General features: G+C 59.8%; 20 protein-coding genes and 1 pseudogene. 16 read left to right on the forward strand and 5 right to left on the reverse strand.

The genetic code is table 11. The features are described 5' to 3' along the window. Positions 1 to 103: 103 nt before the first annotated feature. Both IVA82_RS05955 and IVA82_RS05960 read right to left on the reverse strand, forming a co-directional pair. Entirely contained in the window at positions 104 to 598 is a 495-nt protein-coding gene (locus IVA82_RS05955; protein WP_247379852.1) for an Lrp/AsnC family transcriptional regulator, read from the reverse strand. A 254-nt stretch (positions 599 to 852) separates the two neighbouring features. Then, positions 853 to 1,158 carry an ETC complex I subunit gene (locus tag IVA82_RS05960; protein ID WP_247379855.1) on the reverse strand — a complete coding sequence of 102 codons (306 nt, stop codon included), beginning with the start codon at positions 1,156 to 1,158 and terminating at the stop codon, positions 853 to 855. Positions 1,159 to 1,420: 262 nt separating this feature from the next. Between IVA82_RS05960 and IVA82_RS05965 the strand changes: the two genes are divergently transcribed. Beyond that, complete coding sequence (locus IVA82_RS05965; RefSeq protein ID WP_247379858.1) at positions 1,421 to 2,590, forward strand: OpgC domain-containing protein; 1,170 nt, start codon at positions 1,421 to 1,423, stop codon at positions 2,588 to 2,590. A 22-nt stretch (positions 2,591 to 2,612) separates the two neighbouring features. Here the strand turns inward: IVA82_RS05965 and IVA82_RS05970 are convergent. After that, positions 2,613 to 2,809, reverse strand: a pseudogene (locus tag IVA82_RS05970) (hypothetical protein). Between the two features lie 252 nt (positions 2,810 to 3,061). Between IVA82_RS05970 and IVA82_RS05975 the strand changes: the two are divergent. From IVA82_RS05975 to IVA82_RS05985, 3 genes are all read left to right on the forward strand, one after another. Further along, complete coding sequence (locus IVA82_RS05975; RefSeq protein ID WP_247379864.1) at positions 3,062 to 3,340, forward strand: hypothetical protein; 279 nt, start codon at positions 3,062 to 3,064, stop codon at positions 3,338 to 3,340. A gap of 330 nt (positions 3,341 to 3,670) precedes the next feature. Further along, a complete protein-coding gene (locus IVA82_RS05980) occupies positions 3,671 to 4,000 on the forward strand; it encodes a hypothetical protein (protein WP_247379867.1) in 330 nt (109 codons plus the stop codon). Further along, on the forward strand, positions 4,001 to 4,519 hold the full coding sequence (locus IVA82_RS05985) for a hypothetical protein (RefSeq protein ID WP_247379870.1): 519 nt from the start codon (positions 4,001 to 4,003) through the stop codon (positions 4,517 to 4,519). It begins immediately after the preceding gene. A 120-nt stretch (positions 4,520 to 4,639) separates the two neighbouring features. Here the strand turns inward: IVA82_RS05985 and IVA82_RS05990 are convergent, their stop codons facing one another. After that, entirely contained in the window at positions 4,640 to 5,152 is a 513-nt protein-coding gene (locus tag IVA82_RS05990; protein ID WP_247379872.1) for a hypothetical protein, read from the reverse strand. On the opposite strand from IVA82_RS05990, the gene IVA82_RS05995 reads away from it, so the two are divergent. The 12 genes from IVA82_RS05995 to IVA82_RS06050 all read left to right on the forward strand — a co-directional run bounded on the left by IVA82_RS05995 (position 5,126) and on the right by IVA82_RS06050 (position 14,905). Beyond that, positions 5,126 to 6,190, forward strand: a complete 1,065-nt coding sequence (locus IVA82_RS05995; RefSeq protein ID WP_247379875.1) for a tyrosine-type recombinase/integrase — start codon at positions 5,126 to 5,128, stop codon at positions 6,188 to 6,190. The two genes, IVA82_RS05990 and IVA82_RS05995, sit on opposite strands and share 27 nt — an antisense overlap. Continuing rightward, complete coding sequence (locus IVA82_RS06000; RefSeq protein WP_247379878.1) at positions 6,190 to 6,642, forward strand: hypothetical protein; 453 nt, start codon at positions 6,190 to 6,192, stop codon at positions 6,640 to 6,642. Before IVA82_RS05995 ends, IVA82_RS06000 begins: the two co-directional genes overlap by 1 nt. Positions 6,643 to 6,743: 101 nt before the next feature. Beyond that, positions 6,744 to 6,962, forward strand: a complete 219-nt coding sequence (locus IVA82_RS06005) for a hypothetical protein (RefSeq protein ID WP_247379881.1) — start codon at positions 6,744 to 6,746, stop codon at positions 6,960 to 6,962. A gap of 134 nt (positions 6,963 to 7,096) precedes the next feature. Then, complete coding sequence (locus IVA82_RS06010) at positions 7,097 to 8,575, forward strand: DEAD/DEAH box helicase (RefSeq protein WP_247379884.1); 1,479 nt, start codon at positions 7,097 to 7,099, stop codon at positions 8,573 to 8,575. Continuing rightward, a complete protein-coding gene (locus IVA82_RS06015; protein ID WP_247379885.1) occupies positions 8,566 to 9,492 on the forward strand; it encodes a toprim domain-containing protein in 927 nt (308 codons plus the stop codon). The genes IVA82_RS06010 and IVA82_RS06015 overlap by 10 nt, the downstream gene beginning before the upstream one ends. Further along, a complete protein-coding gene (locus IVA82_RS06020; RefSeq protein WP_247379890.1) occupies positions 9,489 to 10,091 on the forward strand; it encodes a hypothetical protein in 603 nt (200 codons plus the stop codon). The genes IVA82_RS06015 and IVA82_RS06020 overlap by 4 nt, the downstream gene beginning before the upstream one ends. 812 nt (positions 10,092 to 10,903) lie before the next feature. Beyond that, on the forward strand, positions 10,904 to 11,269 hold the full coding sequence (locus tag IVA82_RS06025; RefSeq protein ID WP_247379893.1) for a hypothetical protein: 366 nt from the start codon (positions 10,904 to 10,906) through the stop codon (positions 11,267 to 11,269). Then, positions 11,266 to 11,451 (forward strand): hypothetical protein, encoded by a 186-nt coding sequence (locus IVA82_RS06030; protein ID WP_247379896.1) that lies wholly within the window; start codon positions 11,266 to 11,268, stop codon positions 11,449 to 11,451. The genes IVA82_RS06025 and IVA82_RS06030 overlap by 4 nt, the downstream gene beginning before the upstream one ends. Continuing rightward, positions 11,448 to 12,071, forward strand: coding sequence for a hypothetical protein (locus tag IVA82_RS06035; protein WP_247379899.1), 624 nt, complete (start codon positions 11,448 to 11,450; stop codon positions 12,069 to 12,071). Before IVA82_RS06030 ends, IVA82_RS06035 begins: the two co-directional genes overlap by 4 nt. Beyond that, the gene (locus IVA82_RS06040; RefSeq protein ID WP_247379921.1) at positions 12,068 to 12,487 is read left to right on the forward strand and encodes a hypothetical protein; all 420 of its coding nucleotides are present in this window, start codon (positions 12,068 to 12,070) and stop codon (positions 12,485 to 12,487) included. The genes IVA82_RS06035 and IVA82_RS06040 overlap by 4 nt, the downstream gene beginning before the upstream one ends. Positions 12,488 to 12,522: 35 nt before the next feature. Beyond that, a complete protein-coding gene (locus IVA82_RS06045; RefSeq protein WP_247379923.1) occupies positions 12,523 to 12,762 on the forward strand; it encodes a hypothetical protein in 240 nt (79 codons plus the stop codon). A 31-nt stretch (positions 12,763 to 12,793) separates the two neighbouring features. Then, the gene (locus IVA82_RS06050; protein WP_247379926.1) at positions 12,794 to 14,905 is read left to right on the forward strand and encodes a glycoside hydrolase family 55 protein; all 2,112 of its coding nucleotides are present in this window, start codon (positions 12,794 to 12,796) and stop codon (positions 14,903 to 14,905) included. Positions 14,906 to 14,979: 74 nt separating this feature from the next. On the opposite strand, the gene IVA82_RS06055 is transcribed toward IVA82_RS06050, so the two are convergent. Then, positions 14,980 to 15,783, reverse strand: a complete 804-nt coding sequence (locus IVA82_RS06055) for a hypothetical protein (RefSeq protein WP_247379928.1) — start codon at positions 15,781 to 15,783, stop codon at positions 14,980 to 14,982. Positions 15,784 to 15,797: the final 14 nt, after the last annotated feature.

Here is a 15,797-nt window from a genome sequence, read left to right on the forward strand (position 1 = left end):
ATGGCGTATCGCTCTCCTTGAGAGGTTCTGGCAGGCTCGACACCCGCCTCGATACGCCGCCTATCTCATTCCGTCATCACCCACTTTCCTGCATAGCTCGCCTCTAGCCCGCCGAAGCGGACGCAGCGAGCCCCTGCAATGGCAGTGGCACATCCTTTGCCACGCCAAGCACCGGGAAGCTGCGGACGTTCTTGACGTTCGGCATCGCGGCGAAATGCAGCAGCTGCTGGCGCATGTTCTCCACGCTCGGCGCAACGCATTTGAGGAGATAATCGGTATCGCCCGAAATCCGCCAGCACTGCTGGATGCGCGGGATCGCGGCAATCGAGCTCTCGAAGGATTCCAGCACCGGCTGGGCCTGGCTAGCGAGTTGAATAGTGACGAACGACACCACCTCATAGCCGAGCAGCCGCTCGTCGATAACGGCGCGGATCGCCCGGATCACGCCGCGGCTGAACAGGGATTTCAACCGCCTCACGCAGTTGGGCCCGGACACGCCGACGCGAAGCGCCAGCTCGTTGTTGCGGACCCGCCCGTCCTGCTGCAGCTCGGATAATATCTTCAGATCGACGCCGTCGAGCTGGTCACGCCCGGCCATACCCCACCTCGCCATCCCGTCACGCCTCGCATCAGCGAAGCACGCGGTGGAATCGCTGCCAAGGGGCAGAAGCTGGGCCACCGCCTGATCGGTGGATGGGACCAACACGTGCGACCCTATCGCCTACGAGCGGAGTGCCTCTCCACCGTCATGGCCGGGCTTGTCCCTGCCATCCACGTTCTTTCATGTGCCCAGGACGTGGGGTGCCCGGACAAGCCCGGGGACGAACGAGAGTCTTGGCCGTTGGGCAAGCCTCAATGCGTCCAGGGCTCGCCGCGGCGGAAGGAGAAATTGTCGGCATAGGCGACCGGCCGGCGCGCCGATTCCTTGGGCTCGATCACCTGGTAGGCGATGCCCTTGCGCTCGCAATAGGCGACCGCCTCTTCCTTGCTGTGGAAGCGCAGCGTGATCTGCTGCTTCATGTCCCCGGACGAGGTCCAGCCCATCAGCGGCTCCACTGCGCGCGGCTGCTCCGGCTCGTAATCGAGTTGCCATTCCCGGGTCTTGGACCGGCCGGATTGCATCGCGTTTTTGGCGGGCTTGAAAATGCGTGCGGTCATGGGTGATCCGGGCCTCTTTGCGTCTTTTCGTTCGATTTCGATGCGTCACGGTAGCAGTTGGTGGAAAACGCCGGGATAGCTAGTATAGAGACACCTTTCGGGAACTGATCGGTGATTCCGGGCCCCCGGTAACCTAGCCGATGGGTATAGTCATTATGCTGCGCCGTGACAATTGTGTACCCGCCTTCCGCGCCGGGCTCCCGCCCGGCGGCTCTACCTCGCCGACATCAGCCTATCTATTCCCTCCGAAAGCTCCCGTCGCATGGCCTTCCTGAACATCAACGCAACGCTTCCCGAAAAAGGCCGCGACCTCAGGCTCGACCTGTTTCGCGGCATCGCGAACTGGGCGATCTTCCTCGACCACATCCCCGACAATGTCGTGAACTGGATCACGACCCGCAATTACGGCTTTTCCGACGCCGCCGATCTCTTCGTCTTCATCTCCGGCTACACCGCCTCCTTCGTCTATGCGCGGATGATGCTGGAGCGGGGTTTCCTCGTCGGCGCCACCCGGCTCACCAAGCGGGTCTGGCAGCTCTACGTCGCCCACATCATCCTGTTCGTGATCTACATCGCCTCGATCAGCTATCTGGCGCTGCGCTTCGGCGATTCCGAGATGATCAATGAGTTCAACGTGGCCGGTCTCGTCGACAATGCCACCGAGACGCTGCGGCAAGGCCTGTTCCTGCGCTTCAAGCCGCTCAATCTCGACGTGCTGCCGCTCTACATCGTGCTGATGGGGCTGTTTCCCCCGGTGCTGTGGTTCATGCTGCGCAAGCCCGACCTGACGATGGTGCTATCGATCGTGCTGTGGCTGACCGCGCGTCACTTCGGCTGGAATCTGAACGCCTATCCGGCGGGACAATGGTACTTCAACCCGTATTGCTGGCAGGTGCTGTTCGTGTTCGGCGCCTGGTGCGCGATGGGCGGGGCGCGGCGCTCGATGAATGTGATCAACGCGCCGCTCACACTCTATCTGTGCCTCGGCTATCTGCTGTTCGCGCTGATCATGACCATGGCCGGCCGCTTCCCGACCCTCGGCGGCATGTTCCCGCAGTGGCTGTTCTCGGCCTTCAACCCGAACGACAAGACCAACCTCGCGCCCTACCGCTTCATCCACTTCGTCGTGATCGTGATCCTGGTGATCCGCTTCGTGCCGAAGGAATGGCCGGGGCTGGAATGGAAGGGGTTCGATCCGATCATCGTCTGCGGCCAGCAATCGCTCGCCGTGTTCTGCGTCGGCGTGTTCCTGTCCTTCGTCGGCCATTTCGAGCTGTCGATGAGCTCGGGCTCGCTGTTCGCGCAGATCTTCGTCAGCGTCGCTGGCATCGCGATCATGACGACGGTCGCCTACTACATCTCCTGGTCGAAGCGGCAGGACAAGCCGCTGAAGCCACCGCCGTCCAAGCCGGCGGCGGCGAAGGCGGACTGATCCCGGCGGCAGCAGCGCCAGCTCAAGCCGCGTCGTTGCTGTCGTACTCGGTGAATTGCTTGTAGATCCTGTCGCGGCCGTCGTGGCGCCGCCAGACCTTACCGTAGACAAGCTGCCCGTTGATCGAGTGGCGCGGCATGATCACGGTCCAGAGGTGCCAGATATCGGCCCAGCTGGACACTGCGTATTGACGGTCTGGACGTTGCGATCGAAAGACATGACCCAGAACTCACAAGATATGAGCGCCGCGACGAACTGTGACTCTGTGTGAGCATAGATTCCAGGCAGCCCATCGCGCGCCGGGACCGAGTTGATAACACTCGCCAAGGCGGCCGCAACAACAGCTCTGCCTTAACCTAACCGGTCAACCTTACCTGTCGCGAGAGGGCAGTAAGACCGGTTGAAAGCCACAGCCAATTTTTCTAGAATGGGTAACGCGATTTGAGAATGAGCGCGCCGTTTTGAGGACGCGTGGCAATTTTGAACTGCTCAATTTTGAAAAATGCTTACTGGCTGGGCGACCACAATGAATTTGCAGTGTGCCTGTCTGCGGTTGGCGGTGCCATCGACGCCGCCTGCTCCGGCCGTGAAAACTTCCGTTCAAGAACTACCGAAAGCCTCGAACGACAACCATGGGATCTGGCCGTTCCTGCCGTTTCCGCTCGGCTGGTACGCGACGAGCTGATTGCCCGCTCCGAAAAGCGCAACGCCGCGCAAGCGGAATATCATCGCTTGGCGGCGTCCGTTTAGACATTGGGCGCTGAAATTCCCAACACCCATATATCTGTGGCGACGTCCAAAGGTTCGATAAACTTTGCTCATTTGGTCTGGACTGGTCAGGCGCTCCGGGACGCGTGTCCCGGCATGAGCGATCGCTGGGCTCAGACCCTGGAAATGGTGCTGGACGTGCTCTGAGCGCCGTCGCCGAGTGGTTGCGGTCGATGGGGACGTCGTCACCACCGCAGCAATCGCACTGATCGACATGATGACCTCGCCTTAAGGAGACTCCGGTGGGACGCAGATAGAGTCCCTCGCCTTCTCCCTTCAACGCGGAACGCGTCGAAATCAGGCGCTGAGAGCGTGGCCCGCCAAGGACTCGCCAAGCTCACGACGCGATTTGCGCGGGATGAACATTGCAAATTGTTTCTGAACGATATCTATGCTGTTTCAGCCATCGACGGATTGGGCACCATGCGCGCCTTTCTTAAATCTATCCCGCAGCTTCGAAGGCTTCGCTACCGCCTGATGCAGCTCAAACACGGGACCAAGAGCGAAGCCGATGAAGCGGACATTTTAACTGATCTTGCCGCGACCACAGCGGCGCCGAAGACATTTGTTGAGTTTGGCTTCCACCCCGTGAAATTCAACTGTGCGGCATTCGCCAACGAGCCCGAATGGAGGGGCTCTTGATTGACGGATCGGCCGAACAAGTCGAAGACGCAAAGGTGTTGCTTCCGACCTGGATCGATATTCGAAACAGCTTTCTCTCTCTCTCTCGACAATCTTGATTTCATTCGAACCAAATTCGAGCGCCTCGGCATTCTCTCTATCGACGTGGATGGCAACAACTACTGGTTTCTCGAAAAGCTGATCGGGATTGGTCCGTCGATCATTTCGATCGAGTACAACGCCAGTTTTGAGTCTGCCTCGGTCACCGTTCCTTATGACCCCACCTTTGTTCGCCACCGGAAGCATCCAACTGGCTGGTACCACGGCGCGTCGCTCGCGGCCCTTGCGAAGCTTTGCGGGGAGCACGGGTACGGGTTGGCGGCTGTATCGACCTACGGAGCGAACGCCTTCTTCACGAAGTCCGGCAATCTCGATCCGGCGGCCGCATGGAAGCCAAATCTCGAGCGCAACGCGTGGTCAGGTACGACTTCAACCCAGCAATGGGAAGCTATCAAGGAAATGCCCTTGGTCGCCGTATGAAGAGATCAGTCGGGGTCGCGCGCTTGGCGCGCTTCCGCCGGCATTTGGCGAAGCAATGCGCCCTGCTTGCGCCTTCCTCATGAACTTTCCAATCACAATTTCTGCGACGGAAAGACCGGCCTATTTTGCTTTAAGTGTTTGAAAACACTGGTCGGGGCAGCTGGATTCGAACCAACGACCTGCAGTACCCAAAGCAGGCCTCCTGACGAGCAGGAATGAGCAAGGCGGTGCATAGCGCCACTTTCCTCCTTGCAAAGCCCTAAAATCATTGAGATACCAGCAGTCAGAGCGAGCGTTGATGAGCGCCCGTGAGCAGGCGCGATCTTCCCATGGCCTTCCCAGAGTTCGGAAAATCAGATGAAGCTGACCGCTAAGACCTTCGCCTCGGCCCGGCTCGATGCCGGCAAGGCTGACCAGATTTTCTTTGACGACGACATCCCCGGCTTCGGCCTTCGCGTCCGCGCCGGCGGCTCGCGCAACTGGGTATTCCAATACGCCCTCGGCGAGAAGCAGCGCCGAGTGTCCCTCGGCCCGGCGACGGCGGAGAGCTTCAAATCCTCCAAGGGCAAGAACGGCGCGCCAAACCTCGGCATCCGCGAGCGCGTCATGCAGCTGTCGCTCGATGTGAAGCACGGGAAGGATCCTCAGGGTGAGAAGGTCCAGAGCCGCTCTCGAGCAAGTGACACATTCGAGACAATGGCGGCCGATTATCTCGCCAAGAAGAAAATCGAAACGCGGCCAGGAAGCTATCAGGAGACCGAGCGCCATATCCTGAAACACTCCCGGCCCCTCAACCGGCTGCAGATCTCCAAGATCAAACAGCATGACGTTGCCGGCGTGCTCCGCACCGTTGAGACAAAAAGTGGTCCCGTCGCGAGGAACCGGGTTCGATCGACGTTGAGCGACTTTTTTTCGTGGGCAATGGGCGAAGGCTCCGGGCCCGAGATCAATCCGGCGGCCGGAACCAATCGAGCCGAAGAGAAAAGCCGCGAGCGCGTCCTGAAGGACTTCGAATTGCGCCTGATCTGGAAGCACGCCGGTGACGACGACCACGGCGCCATACTCAAATTGATGATGCTCACCGGCCAGCGTGCAGACGAGATAGCGAATCTCCGGCGCTCGGAAATCGGAAAAACAGAGGTCAAAGCGAAGCGCGGCGAGGACGGCGCCCCCGATCTGACTGCCTATGAGATCGATGCAATCGACTTGCCGGGCGAGCGGACAAAAAACAAACGCCCTCACCTCGTGCCGCTAGCCGCCGCGGCAAAGGCCCTGCTTGACGCGCGACCAGTGCGCGCAGACGCCGACGGCAAACTCCGCGATTTCGTATTTGGTATCGGCCAGGGCGGCTTTTCCGGCTGGTCGCGGTGCAAGGAGCGTCTCGACGAGCGTATAGCAAGGGAGCTGGGACGTCCCTTGGAGCCGTACCGGCCTCACGATTTTCGCCGGACATTGTCGACTAAGATGAACGACGAGCTCGACATGCTACCGCACGTGGTCGAGGCTATCCTGAACCACGTATCGAGCGTTCAAAGCGGCAAGAAAGGGGTCGCTGGCACCTACAACAAGGCACTGTATCTCCGCGAGCGCGTCGTCGCGCTCAAACGGTGGGCTGATCATCTCGCCTGGATTGTCGAAGGCGACAACGTCACGGCCTTGAGGATAGCCTGATGTCGGAGAAGCTAGTCCAACTCTTCAAAGCCGACGTGACGCAGTTGGCCGGGGCCCAGCTAGAGGCCTGGAAATTGTTTCTCCTGATCAAGCAGCATCACAGCGAAAAGGAAGCCCGCGAGATATTTTTCGAGTGGGGAAAGCCGCCCTCAAAAACTCGCATCAACGAGCTGAAAAACTGGGCGCTCCTTCAGCGCTATGATTCTATGGAAAAGCCTAATGTCGCGGAGCTTGCTCGCCAAATCGTAGAGGAAAACTCACACCTGGCCGAGGATCAGCAGCTGACGCCCCGCTACCGACCTACGCTGCCGACGGTTGACAAACATCTGCGCAATCTTCTCCGTGAGCGTCAGGAAGGCCTTCAAGCAGGAACATGGGAGGGACCGACCTCCATGCGGCGCTTCAATCGCGAATGGGACGAATGGATTAAATTGGAAACTGGAAGTTCTTAGGCGCAAAACTTCCAGGAACTTTCGAAGACAAACGTCTCCAATTTTCAGAGGTCGCCGGCACCCGCACCTTGTGCACGAACAAGCACAGGAGCGCATCCGCAATGACCCCCGAGCAGATCGAGAAGATCAACCGCACCGCAACGTTGCCCGACGACTGCGTGATCGACGATCAGTTGTCGGCTCTCATGCTCGACATGTCGATTTGGACGCTGCGCCGTAATAATCCGGTGCCTGCTATCCAGCTGTCCGCCCGCAAGCGTGGCCGCCGCCTGGGCGATCTCCGCAAGTGCATCCGCGGCGAGACCGCTATCGCCTCCTAAAACGACACGACCCGCGCGCGAGGTCTTCGCACACGAGTCGTGGGAACGCTTCAGCTTGCCGACCACCACATCGACGCTGCTGTCGTAATCGTTCCCGCTGTCGTTCGCAAGGCCCGCCCGCCGAAAGGCACAATATGGGCGCGACCCTTCATCCTCACCAGGAGCGAGCTCTTGGCTCCGTTCGCCTTGCCATCAAGGAAGGCGAACGCCGCATTATGCTCATGGCACCGACCGGGGCAGGCAAAACCAAAACAGCGGGCGAATTGATCATCGAAGCGCGCGCTGCGGGCTGGCGCATTGCCTTCGTTGTTCCCGCAATCTCACTTGTCGACCAGACCATCGAGCGCTTTTACGCCGACGGTATCCGCGACGTTGGTGTCATACAGGCAGATCACCACCTTACCAATTATGCACGGCCCGTTCAGGTCGCGAGCGTGCAGACTTTGACGCGCCGCAAGCACTTTCTGGATTTCGATCTCGTCGTCATTGACGAAGCGCACCTGCAGTTCGACTTCGTTAGGAATTGGCTCGCGCGCCCTGAGATGGCGAACATTCCGGTGATCGGCCTTTCTGCCACTCCGTGGTCGAAGGGGTTGGGCAAGATCTACAAGAAGTTGATCATCGCGGCGACGACCAGCGAATTGATTGAGGCTGGCTACCTCTCGCGCTTCCGTGTGTTTGCGCCCTCTTCTCCCGACCTGACGGACGTACGCACGCTCGCCGGGGACTATCACGAGGGCGACTTATCGAAGGCGATGGACAAGTCCGGCCTCGTCGCCGACGTCGTCGACACGTTCAAGGACCGCGGTCGCGGCCGCCCCGCTCTGTGTTTCGCGGTCGACCGCGTGCACGCCAAGAACCTGCAGCAAAAATTCATCGCTGCGGGCGTTGTTGCTGAGTACATCGACGCCTACACGCACGCCAATGAGCGCACCGCGATTGCGAAGCGCTTTCATGCTGGCGAGGTCGAAGTCGTCTGTAATGTCGGATGCCTCACCACCGGCATCGACTGGGACGTTCGCTGCATCATCCTCGCCCGGCCGACCAAGTCCGAGATGCTGTTCGTGCAGATGATCGGCCGCGGTCTCCGCACTGCCCACGGCAAGGGCGATTGCCTGATCCTGGATCACAGCGACAATCACCTCCGGCTTGGCTTCGTCACGGACATTCACCACGACAAGCTCGACGATGGCCGCGAGCGGCAGAAGCAGGAGGCCAAGCCCAAGGAGGCGCTGCCGAAGAAGTGCCCCAAGTGCACGTTCCTGAAGCCGCCGAAAATGCCGATCTGTCCGGCTTGTGGTTTCAAGCCCGAACCGAAGTGCGATGTTGTCAACAAGGACGGCGAGCTCGTCGAGTTTAAATCGCGCAACGCTGCGAAATCAGGAGAGCAGCAAGAGCAGATCAAGTTCTTCTGCGAACTCAGGTCGATCGCTCAGGAGCGTAGCTATAAGGATGGGTGGGCGGCTCAGCAGCACAAGGTGAAGTTCGGCCACTTCCCGCCCTGGAAATGGAACGACCTTCCGACGCTGGCGCCATCCACCGCAACCCGCTCTTGGGTTAAGTCAAGGCAGATCGCTTTTGCAAAGGCGAAAGGGTCATCGTCATGGCGGTGACCTATAACGCCACGCCGCTGCACGAGCGTGCCCGCGGACGCTGGACCTCGATCTTACCGGCCCTCGGCATCGACAAGAGGTTTCTCAGCAGGAAGAACGGCCCCTGCCCCATGTGCGGCGGCAAGGACCGCTGGCGCTTCACCGACCTCAACGGCAAGGGCACCTGGTATTGCAATCAATGCCTGGGCGGCAACGGCATCGCCCTCGCGTTGAAATATACGAAGCGACCCTTCCGTGATGTCGCTGAGCAGATCGAGCGGCTGTTGGGCGAGTCCGCGGTCGAGCCGATCCGCGTAGAGCGCTCCGATCAGGACAAGCGTGCCGCGCTAAATCGGCTGTGGGCAAGCGGCGGCCCGATACAGGCCGACGATCCCGTCGACCGCTGGCTACGCGCGCGTGCTGTCGGCATGCATAATTACCCTAGCTGCCTCCGAACCGGCATGCGCGTGCGACATAGCGGGCCGCCGGCGTCATGGCATCCGGCGATGCTCGCGAGGGTGTCCGACGCCGCCGGTAAGCCTGCAACCATCCACCGGACCTACATCACCACCGACGGCAAGAAGGCCGATGTCGGCAAGGTTCGTATGTTCTGCCCGGGCAGCGTTCCGGCGGGCGGCGCGGTGCGGCTGACAGCCCTCGCCGACGAGATGGGCATCGCCGAAGGCATCGAGACTGCCTTCGCTGCCATCCAGATGTTCGGCGTGCCGACCTGGGCGGCGCTGAACGCCGGCGGCGTGGAGAAGTTCGAGCCGCCCCCGGAAGTCCGCCGCCTGGTGATCTTCGGCGACCACGACGATAGCGGCACCGGCCAGCGGGCCGCCTATGCCCTCGCTGCCCGGCTCGCCGGACGTGTTGTAGTAGACGTTCGCATTCCCGAGCGCGTCGGCACCGACTGGAACGACGTGCTCCGCGGATGACCAGACCGGACCCACAAATCGTCAAGGCGAAGAAGCGCGAGATCCAGGTCCGCCACCGGAATGGCCGCAAATTCAGCATGGCCCCGGTCAGGGTCGCCGAATTCGATCGCCTGCTCGACCATCGCTACGGTCGTGTCCTTCCGGACGACGATGCTGGGCGGGAAGATGCCAAGATTATGGTCCACCACCTTGTGCAGATCGGCGGCACCACCCTACCCCACGTTCGGGCTGGTGCGTGGCTGGCGCGCCGGGCCCCGTGGATGCGTCCGGCCGAGACAGAGGCACTTGTCGCCGCCGCGCTGGCCAAGCCGCTCAGGTACCGCGCAGACACCATGGGCAAGCTGGTGCGCCTGACATGGGCCGAGCGCAAGAAGCTGAAGATCGGCACCATCTGGGCATTCGACATCACGAGAGCAGAGGCCGCCGCCGAGATCGCGTTGATCAAACGCAAAGCTCGCCGCGACAGACGGCGTGCGAAAGGCGTGAAACCACGGCACGAATACGAGGCCGCTGCGATCGGCCACGGCAAGCCATGGATCGCTCAAGGCGTCTCGAAAGCGACATGGTATCGACAGCAGGCCAAGCCGGCTTTGCAGTGAGCGGACAGTTTTCGCGCGCGCTATCCGAGAGAGTAGTACCAAGAACTAGAAAGACCCGCGGACGCGGCAGTGCGCACACGCACGCACGCGAGAGATGCGACCTATATGCTCGAACCACACTGTCTCATCAAGCCGTGAGACAGTAGGGTCCAAGCATATATCTCTCCATATGGTAGGGGTCAGACTGTCTCACGATTTCGCCACAGCGATCCGAGACCTCCTTACGCGAACCGTCACGTTGACATTCAACAAGGCCAAGAGAGCGCTAAGACCTAGGCCGGGGATGATCCTGAGTTAGACCTCGTTCTCCATCCAACACACGTAACGACCGAAGCCGGCTTCGCCACCCGCGCCTCTTGCTCAACCATCGGCAAAGACTCGCGTTTTACGGCCCGCCAAACAGTCGCCGAGGTTACTAACGGTTATCACCGACCAGCAGTCTTGTGGACTGCCTGTAGTTCTTTGCATTCCCCTGTATTTACAGACCATTGGATGTGGTAATCATGGGCCGCAAATCACCCTGGGAACGCCATGGGAAGATCGAGACCTTCAGGACGGAATGCGCCCGCCCGCGATGTGGTGGCCGGACCGCTGGCGAAACGGCTGATGCTGCCGCCGCACGGGCTGGCACGCCTTGGGGCCCCCTTTTCGATCGACGGGGGGTGGGGGGAAAATCCGGCGACCTCGTCTAGATCGAGCTGCTCATCCCCTTTCGCGGCCGCTCCGAAAAACCTGTTGCATCGAGGTCACGCAAAATTTTGGCGGCGCCGTGCTGAAAAACTGCGTTCGTTTGCACTGCGCGAGGCAGGGCGATGACGTTTGGCCCGCTACTGCGCACGAAGCTGGAAGTCGTGGAAGCGCTGCGCGCTCGCAAGGAAGCTCTGAACCTGTCGCACGAGACAATCGACACGCTGGTGGGTTGGAGTGACAGATATAGCAGCAAGGCGCTGGCACCGGTACCGCGGAAAAATCTGTCCGGTGAAACGCTGCAGGCGGTGCTCGACGCGCTCGGTCTCGGCATAGCCGCCGTTGTTCTGGTCGAGGATCCCGAGATGGCGGCGCGGATGCACCCGCGTTGGGTCCCGCGCCTTCGTCCCAAGATTCCGCGGCCCTTGGTGCGTTGTTCGGACGTGCAATGCGTCGCAGAAATAGGGCCAACAAGCACGGAGGGCCTATGAGCGGAAATCTCGACGAACAGGTGGTCTTGCGCATGGAGAGCGCAGATCGCGCAGCGCTGGAGCGGATTGCGCAGTCGCAACACCGGAAGCTAGCCAATCTCACGAGGTGCATCCTCAAGGACTTCATTGAGGCCAGCCATGAGGCTGAGGCCGCACAGGCCAAGAAAGGTCGTGCTGCGTGACCATCCTCTCGCACTGGCGTCCGTCGGTCGCGGTGGCGCGCAGCTCGCCGCGCGCTATGTCGACGCCGGCCCCTCCCCCCTCGCAGGATGTTCCATTCGATCCCCCGGCCCTGACCGTGCCCGCGATGCGCAAGCACCGCTCGGTGATCGAGCTCGAGTTCGCAGGCCTCAAGGCGAACTTGCCGGCCGCGCTAGTGGCGTCGGCACGAGGAGAGCCTGGCGCGCGCGCTGCGTTGTCGGCGCTGCGTCGGCAGGTGCAGGACCTTGAATTCGAGATCGACCGCAACATCGACGCCGTCGGTCTGGCGGAACAGGACGATGTGGCCGCCCATGCAGCATGGCGGAAAGCCGTGCACGACCTACCGCCAGCCGAGGCTATCGCGGGTATCGGGCGCGATGTTTGCCCGCGACGGTGTCTGCGCGGCGTCGCCTATGGCTGCGTCCTCGGTGGTGGCTGCACCGACGCGAGCGCGTCCTGCTGGCATCCGGTGACGCAGGGCGACATTTTCCACAACGATGACGCCGGGCGGAAAATGTTTCCGTTCCGCTTTCATGAGCGCGCGTCCCGGGTGTTCGACGCGGCCTGCGAAAAACTCAAACTGAAAGGAAGATTCGTATGACCGTGATGTCAGCGACCGATGCGCGCAGCGCGCTCGACGCCAGAATGGCGGACAGTGCCTGGGCCGACCGCTACCTCAATGGCGACGCGGATGCCCGCAAGGAATTCAGCGACCTGACCAGGGCGGTGACAACCGGATCAGGTGCGATGGCAAATTCGGATGCTTGGGCAAAGGGTGGAGCGGACTACCTCGCATCGCGAGGCATCACCTCCGGTGAGATCCAAGACACTCTTTCGGGCAAGCCGCCCACCAGCGAGGAGTACCAGGCCGCCGTCACGGGGAAACGGCAAGCCCTCGCGAGCAAGGATTTCCAGCAGCGCTACGGCGATTCCGAGCCGGAAGCTCTCCGGCAGATGACAAAGCACAACGACATCATCACGCGCTGGGAATCGGCAAGCCGCGTCCCGAAGGTTTAGCGCGATCGAACGTAACGAGATGGGAGATTTGTAGGATGGTGATCGATCACGTCAACCGCACCCATGCGGCGGCTTGCTCAGCCGCGGAAGGGAACAGGCAGAACGCACTGGCGCAGGCGGTGTTGACCGGCGGCGGATCGGCCGCTGTGGCGGCAGCTCAGCTCGCCAGCGACATCGCCTTTTACCGGAGCGTCATCGCTTCCTGCAAAGCCAACAATCTGCCGTACGGGCAATTCGTCGAGACGCTGCAACGGCTCGGCACAGGCGGTGCGTGAGCAGATCCGCCAGCACAGAAAGGGCATCACCATGAAGAACCTGATCAGGGCCGTCGGTCTGTTCGCGTGGCTGATCGCCGCTCCCGCGAGCGCGCAACAGTACGAAAACCTGCCGCCAAACAGCATTGTCGCCAACTTGTACGGCTTCAGCCACCCGGGTTGGGCAGTCAGCTTCAATGATTTCTTGAAAGTTCTGAACCTCTACAGCGTCACCAAGGTGGGGGATTTAGACTATCAAATCAAAAGCACCGATCGTGTGGTCACAACGGACTCGACGAATCCGATCCTGGGATCTCATACCTGGACGCTGCCCGCATCGACCACTTTTGGCCCTGGTCAGTCGCTATACATTGCAGATCTCGGCGCGCAGACTTCAAGTTCGCGCACTATCACTATTCAGCGAACAGGTAGCGATTTCATAAACGGCGGTGTTGCGCCTCTCACGATCAACTCGCCAAACGCGGCCTATATTTTAATTACAGACGGGGCCGGACATTGGCTGATGGTGGGCACCATTAATGGTGCCCAGAGCGCAGCCACGGCAAATCAGATTCCGGTCTATCCAGGAGGAGGAATTCCACCGGCGCCGACGAGCGCAACCACTTGGTTTGACGCCGTCTACTGCAACACGATCGGCTATTTGCTTGTTCGCACGACTGGCTCATGGACCTGCTCGAAATCGATCGTGGCGAATCCGCTGTGGTGGGGCGCCGATCCAACAGGTGTGAGTGACAGCGCACCAGCGATCAACAGTGCTCTCGCATCTGGTGTGACGGCTATGCTGCCTGCCGGGACTTTCCGAATTGCTTCCGCCATCGCGATGCAACCGAATTCTCGGCTTACTTGCCAGAACGGAGCAACAATCACACAGGCTAACGGTGCTAATCTCAGCGTGTTCATCGATATGTTCAGCGGGCCAGCGAACGGCGCACAGTTGGATCACTGCACACTCGACGGCAACCGCGCTAATAACACAGGCAGTGGATCAGTCGGATTAGTTCACGCTGGTACTGCCAGCAATGTCAGAATTGTGTTCAACACCATCAAAAATGCTGCGAGCGGCGGCATTTCCGGGAGTGGAACATATCCCTATATCGTCGGAAATAATATCTCCAACGTATTTGCCGCTGGGATTGGACTTTCAGGCGCGACGCCTTCTTTTCCTATGTACGGTCAGGTTCGAGACAACACCCTAACCGGAGCAATGTCGCACGCGATTTATCTATATCAGTGTGACCGTAACGATGTCAGCGGCAACACGATAGCGGGCGGTGTCGCAACCGGCGGCGCGCAATCGGCCATGAACGTAACGGTCTCCGGTTCGACTGCAACGTGGGTCAGCGGGACCAATTTTGCGGGCGTGCAGCCGGGGCAATTTCTTCTCGTGAATGGTGGCGTTGAATTTGCTATCACCGCAGTCAACAGCAACACGTCTCTAACCTTGGACCACACTGGCACTCAAACCAACGTCGCCGCCGCAATTGGCAACGGTGATTTGCTTAGCTTGAACAACGTTTCCTATACCAAGGTCTATCAAAACAAGGTTAGTGGGGGCATCACAGGCGGCATCGTCCTATCCCAAGAAAGCGCATCAACGGAAAGCGCTGTTGCCAATACGATCGAAGGGAATTTGGTTGAGCAATGCGGTGAGGACTGTATCGGCATCGCCGCTGACAGTTCTTTCGGCAGCACGGTCGTCTACTATACCAGCATCCTGAATAACAAAATGGTCGCACCGAACCGTAGTGGGTCGGCCGGAACATTCGGTGCCGCAATCGGACTTCAAACTACCGCCGGTAACATGGCCACCGTTATAGTTGACGGCAACCAATCCATCGATCCAAATTCATATGCAGGCGGATTTTGGTTATCCGGACACACAGGGGCAAATGCAACGAATGTCACCTTCGGCGACAATAGCCAGGCAGGTTTTGCCAATGGTGAACTGATGAGCGGATATCCGAAATTTGCGTCCTTACCCGTCTCGGCAGCGGGTAAACGGGCATTCATCATCGACGGTTTAGCAGCCTCGTGCGGAGATACCGCATGTACGACTTGGGGGACGACCGCCACGGCGGGTGGCGGCGCGCTCAAGCTGAACCTATGGCACAACGGGGCCAATTGGACATTGGTAGGAAAATAACGATCCAGGCGCGGCCGTGGACGATCCTTGTTAGCACCATAGGCACCTTCTGGCGGATCGTGGCGAGCAAGTGATCATCGCGCCCTAAAATGAAACGGATTTATCGCTGGATGAAATGCAGCCTGGAACGTGAGGATCGCGCTCTTAATATGCTCGAAGCTCTCCGGGCTTACCTCGTACTTCAATAACTTACCTCTGGCCGTGACCGCAAATTCCCTGCCGTTGAGGGAAGGTCCGACAAAAAGTGTGGCTCCTGCTGGTTTGAATCGTCCGTCGTCTAGGCCGGCGCTCACGGAATGCTTCCTCCGTTCCTTCTCGCGGCTTAAGAATTCGCCTGCGTGCGCCACAGCATGTCTTATAGACACGTAGTCTGGAAAGCGACCCTCCAGGATCCGCTCCGCTTCACCGAACGCGCCTCGGTCGACGAGCGCTCGAATTGACGGACAGGCGAACACACTGGATTTGATGCCGTTCATTGCTTCGATCACATTGAAAATGCTGATAGCGCCGTCACGAGCGGCAATGGATTGCCACTCCTGGAAAAGCTTAAATCGCGGCATGATCTCGTTCAGGATAGCCTGACGGCTATCTCCGATAGCAATAATTTCGTCCAGGGATCCCTCAGTCGGCTGAGGCGGTCTCATTGCCCACAGCTCTTGCGCGTGACTTAGTGCGAACTCGAAGAGTTGAACTGCGGCTCCGAATGTCTCTCCATAATTCGAAAGGGCTGATACGCTGTTCCAAATCATCATCGCCGAATCCCTATCTTTATAGGGAATTTTCGTTATGTCGAATGGTGGGAGATGAGTTTCTATTTCCAAAGGAGCGAATTGGATCACCATACTGGCCTTCTTCACGAGTGAGGCATTGATTCCCATGTCGCTGCCGCATC

It is taken from the genome of Bradyrhizobium sp. 142 (genome assembly GCF_023074015.1).
GTDB lineage: Bacteria > Pseudomonadota > Alphaproteobacteria > Rhizobiales > Xanthobacteraceae > Bradyrhizobium.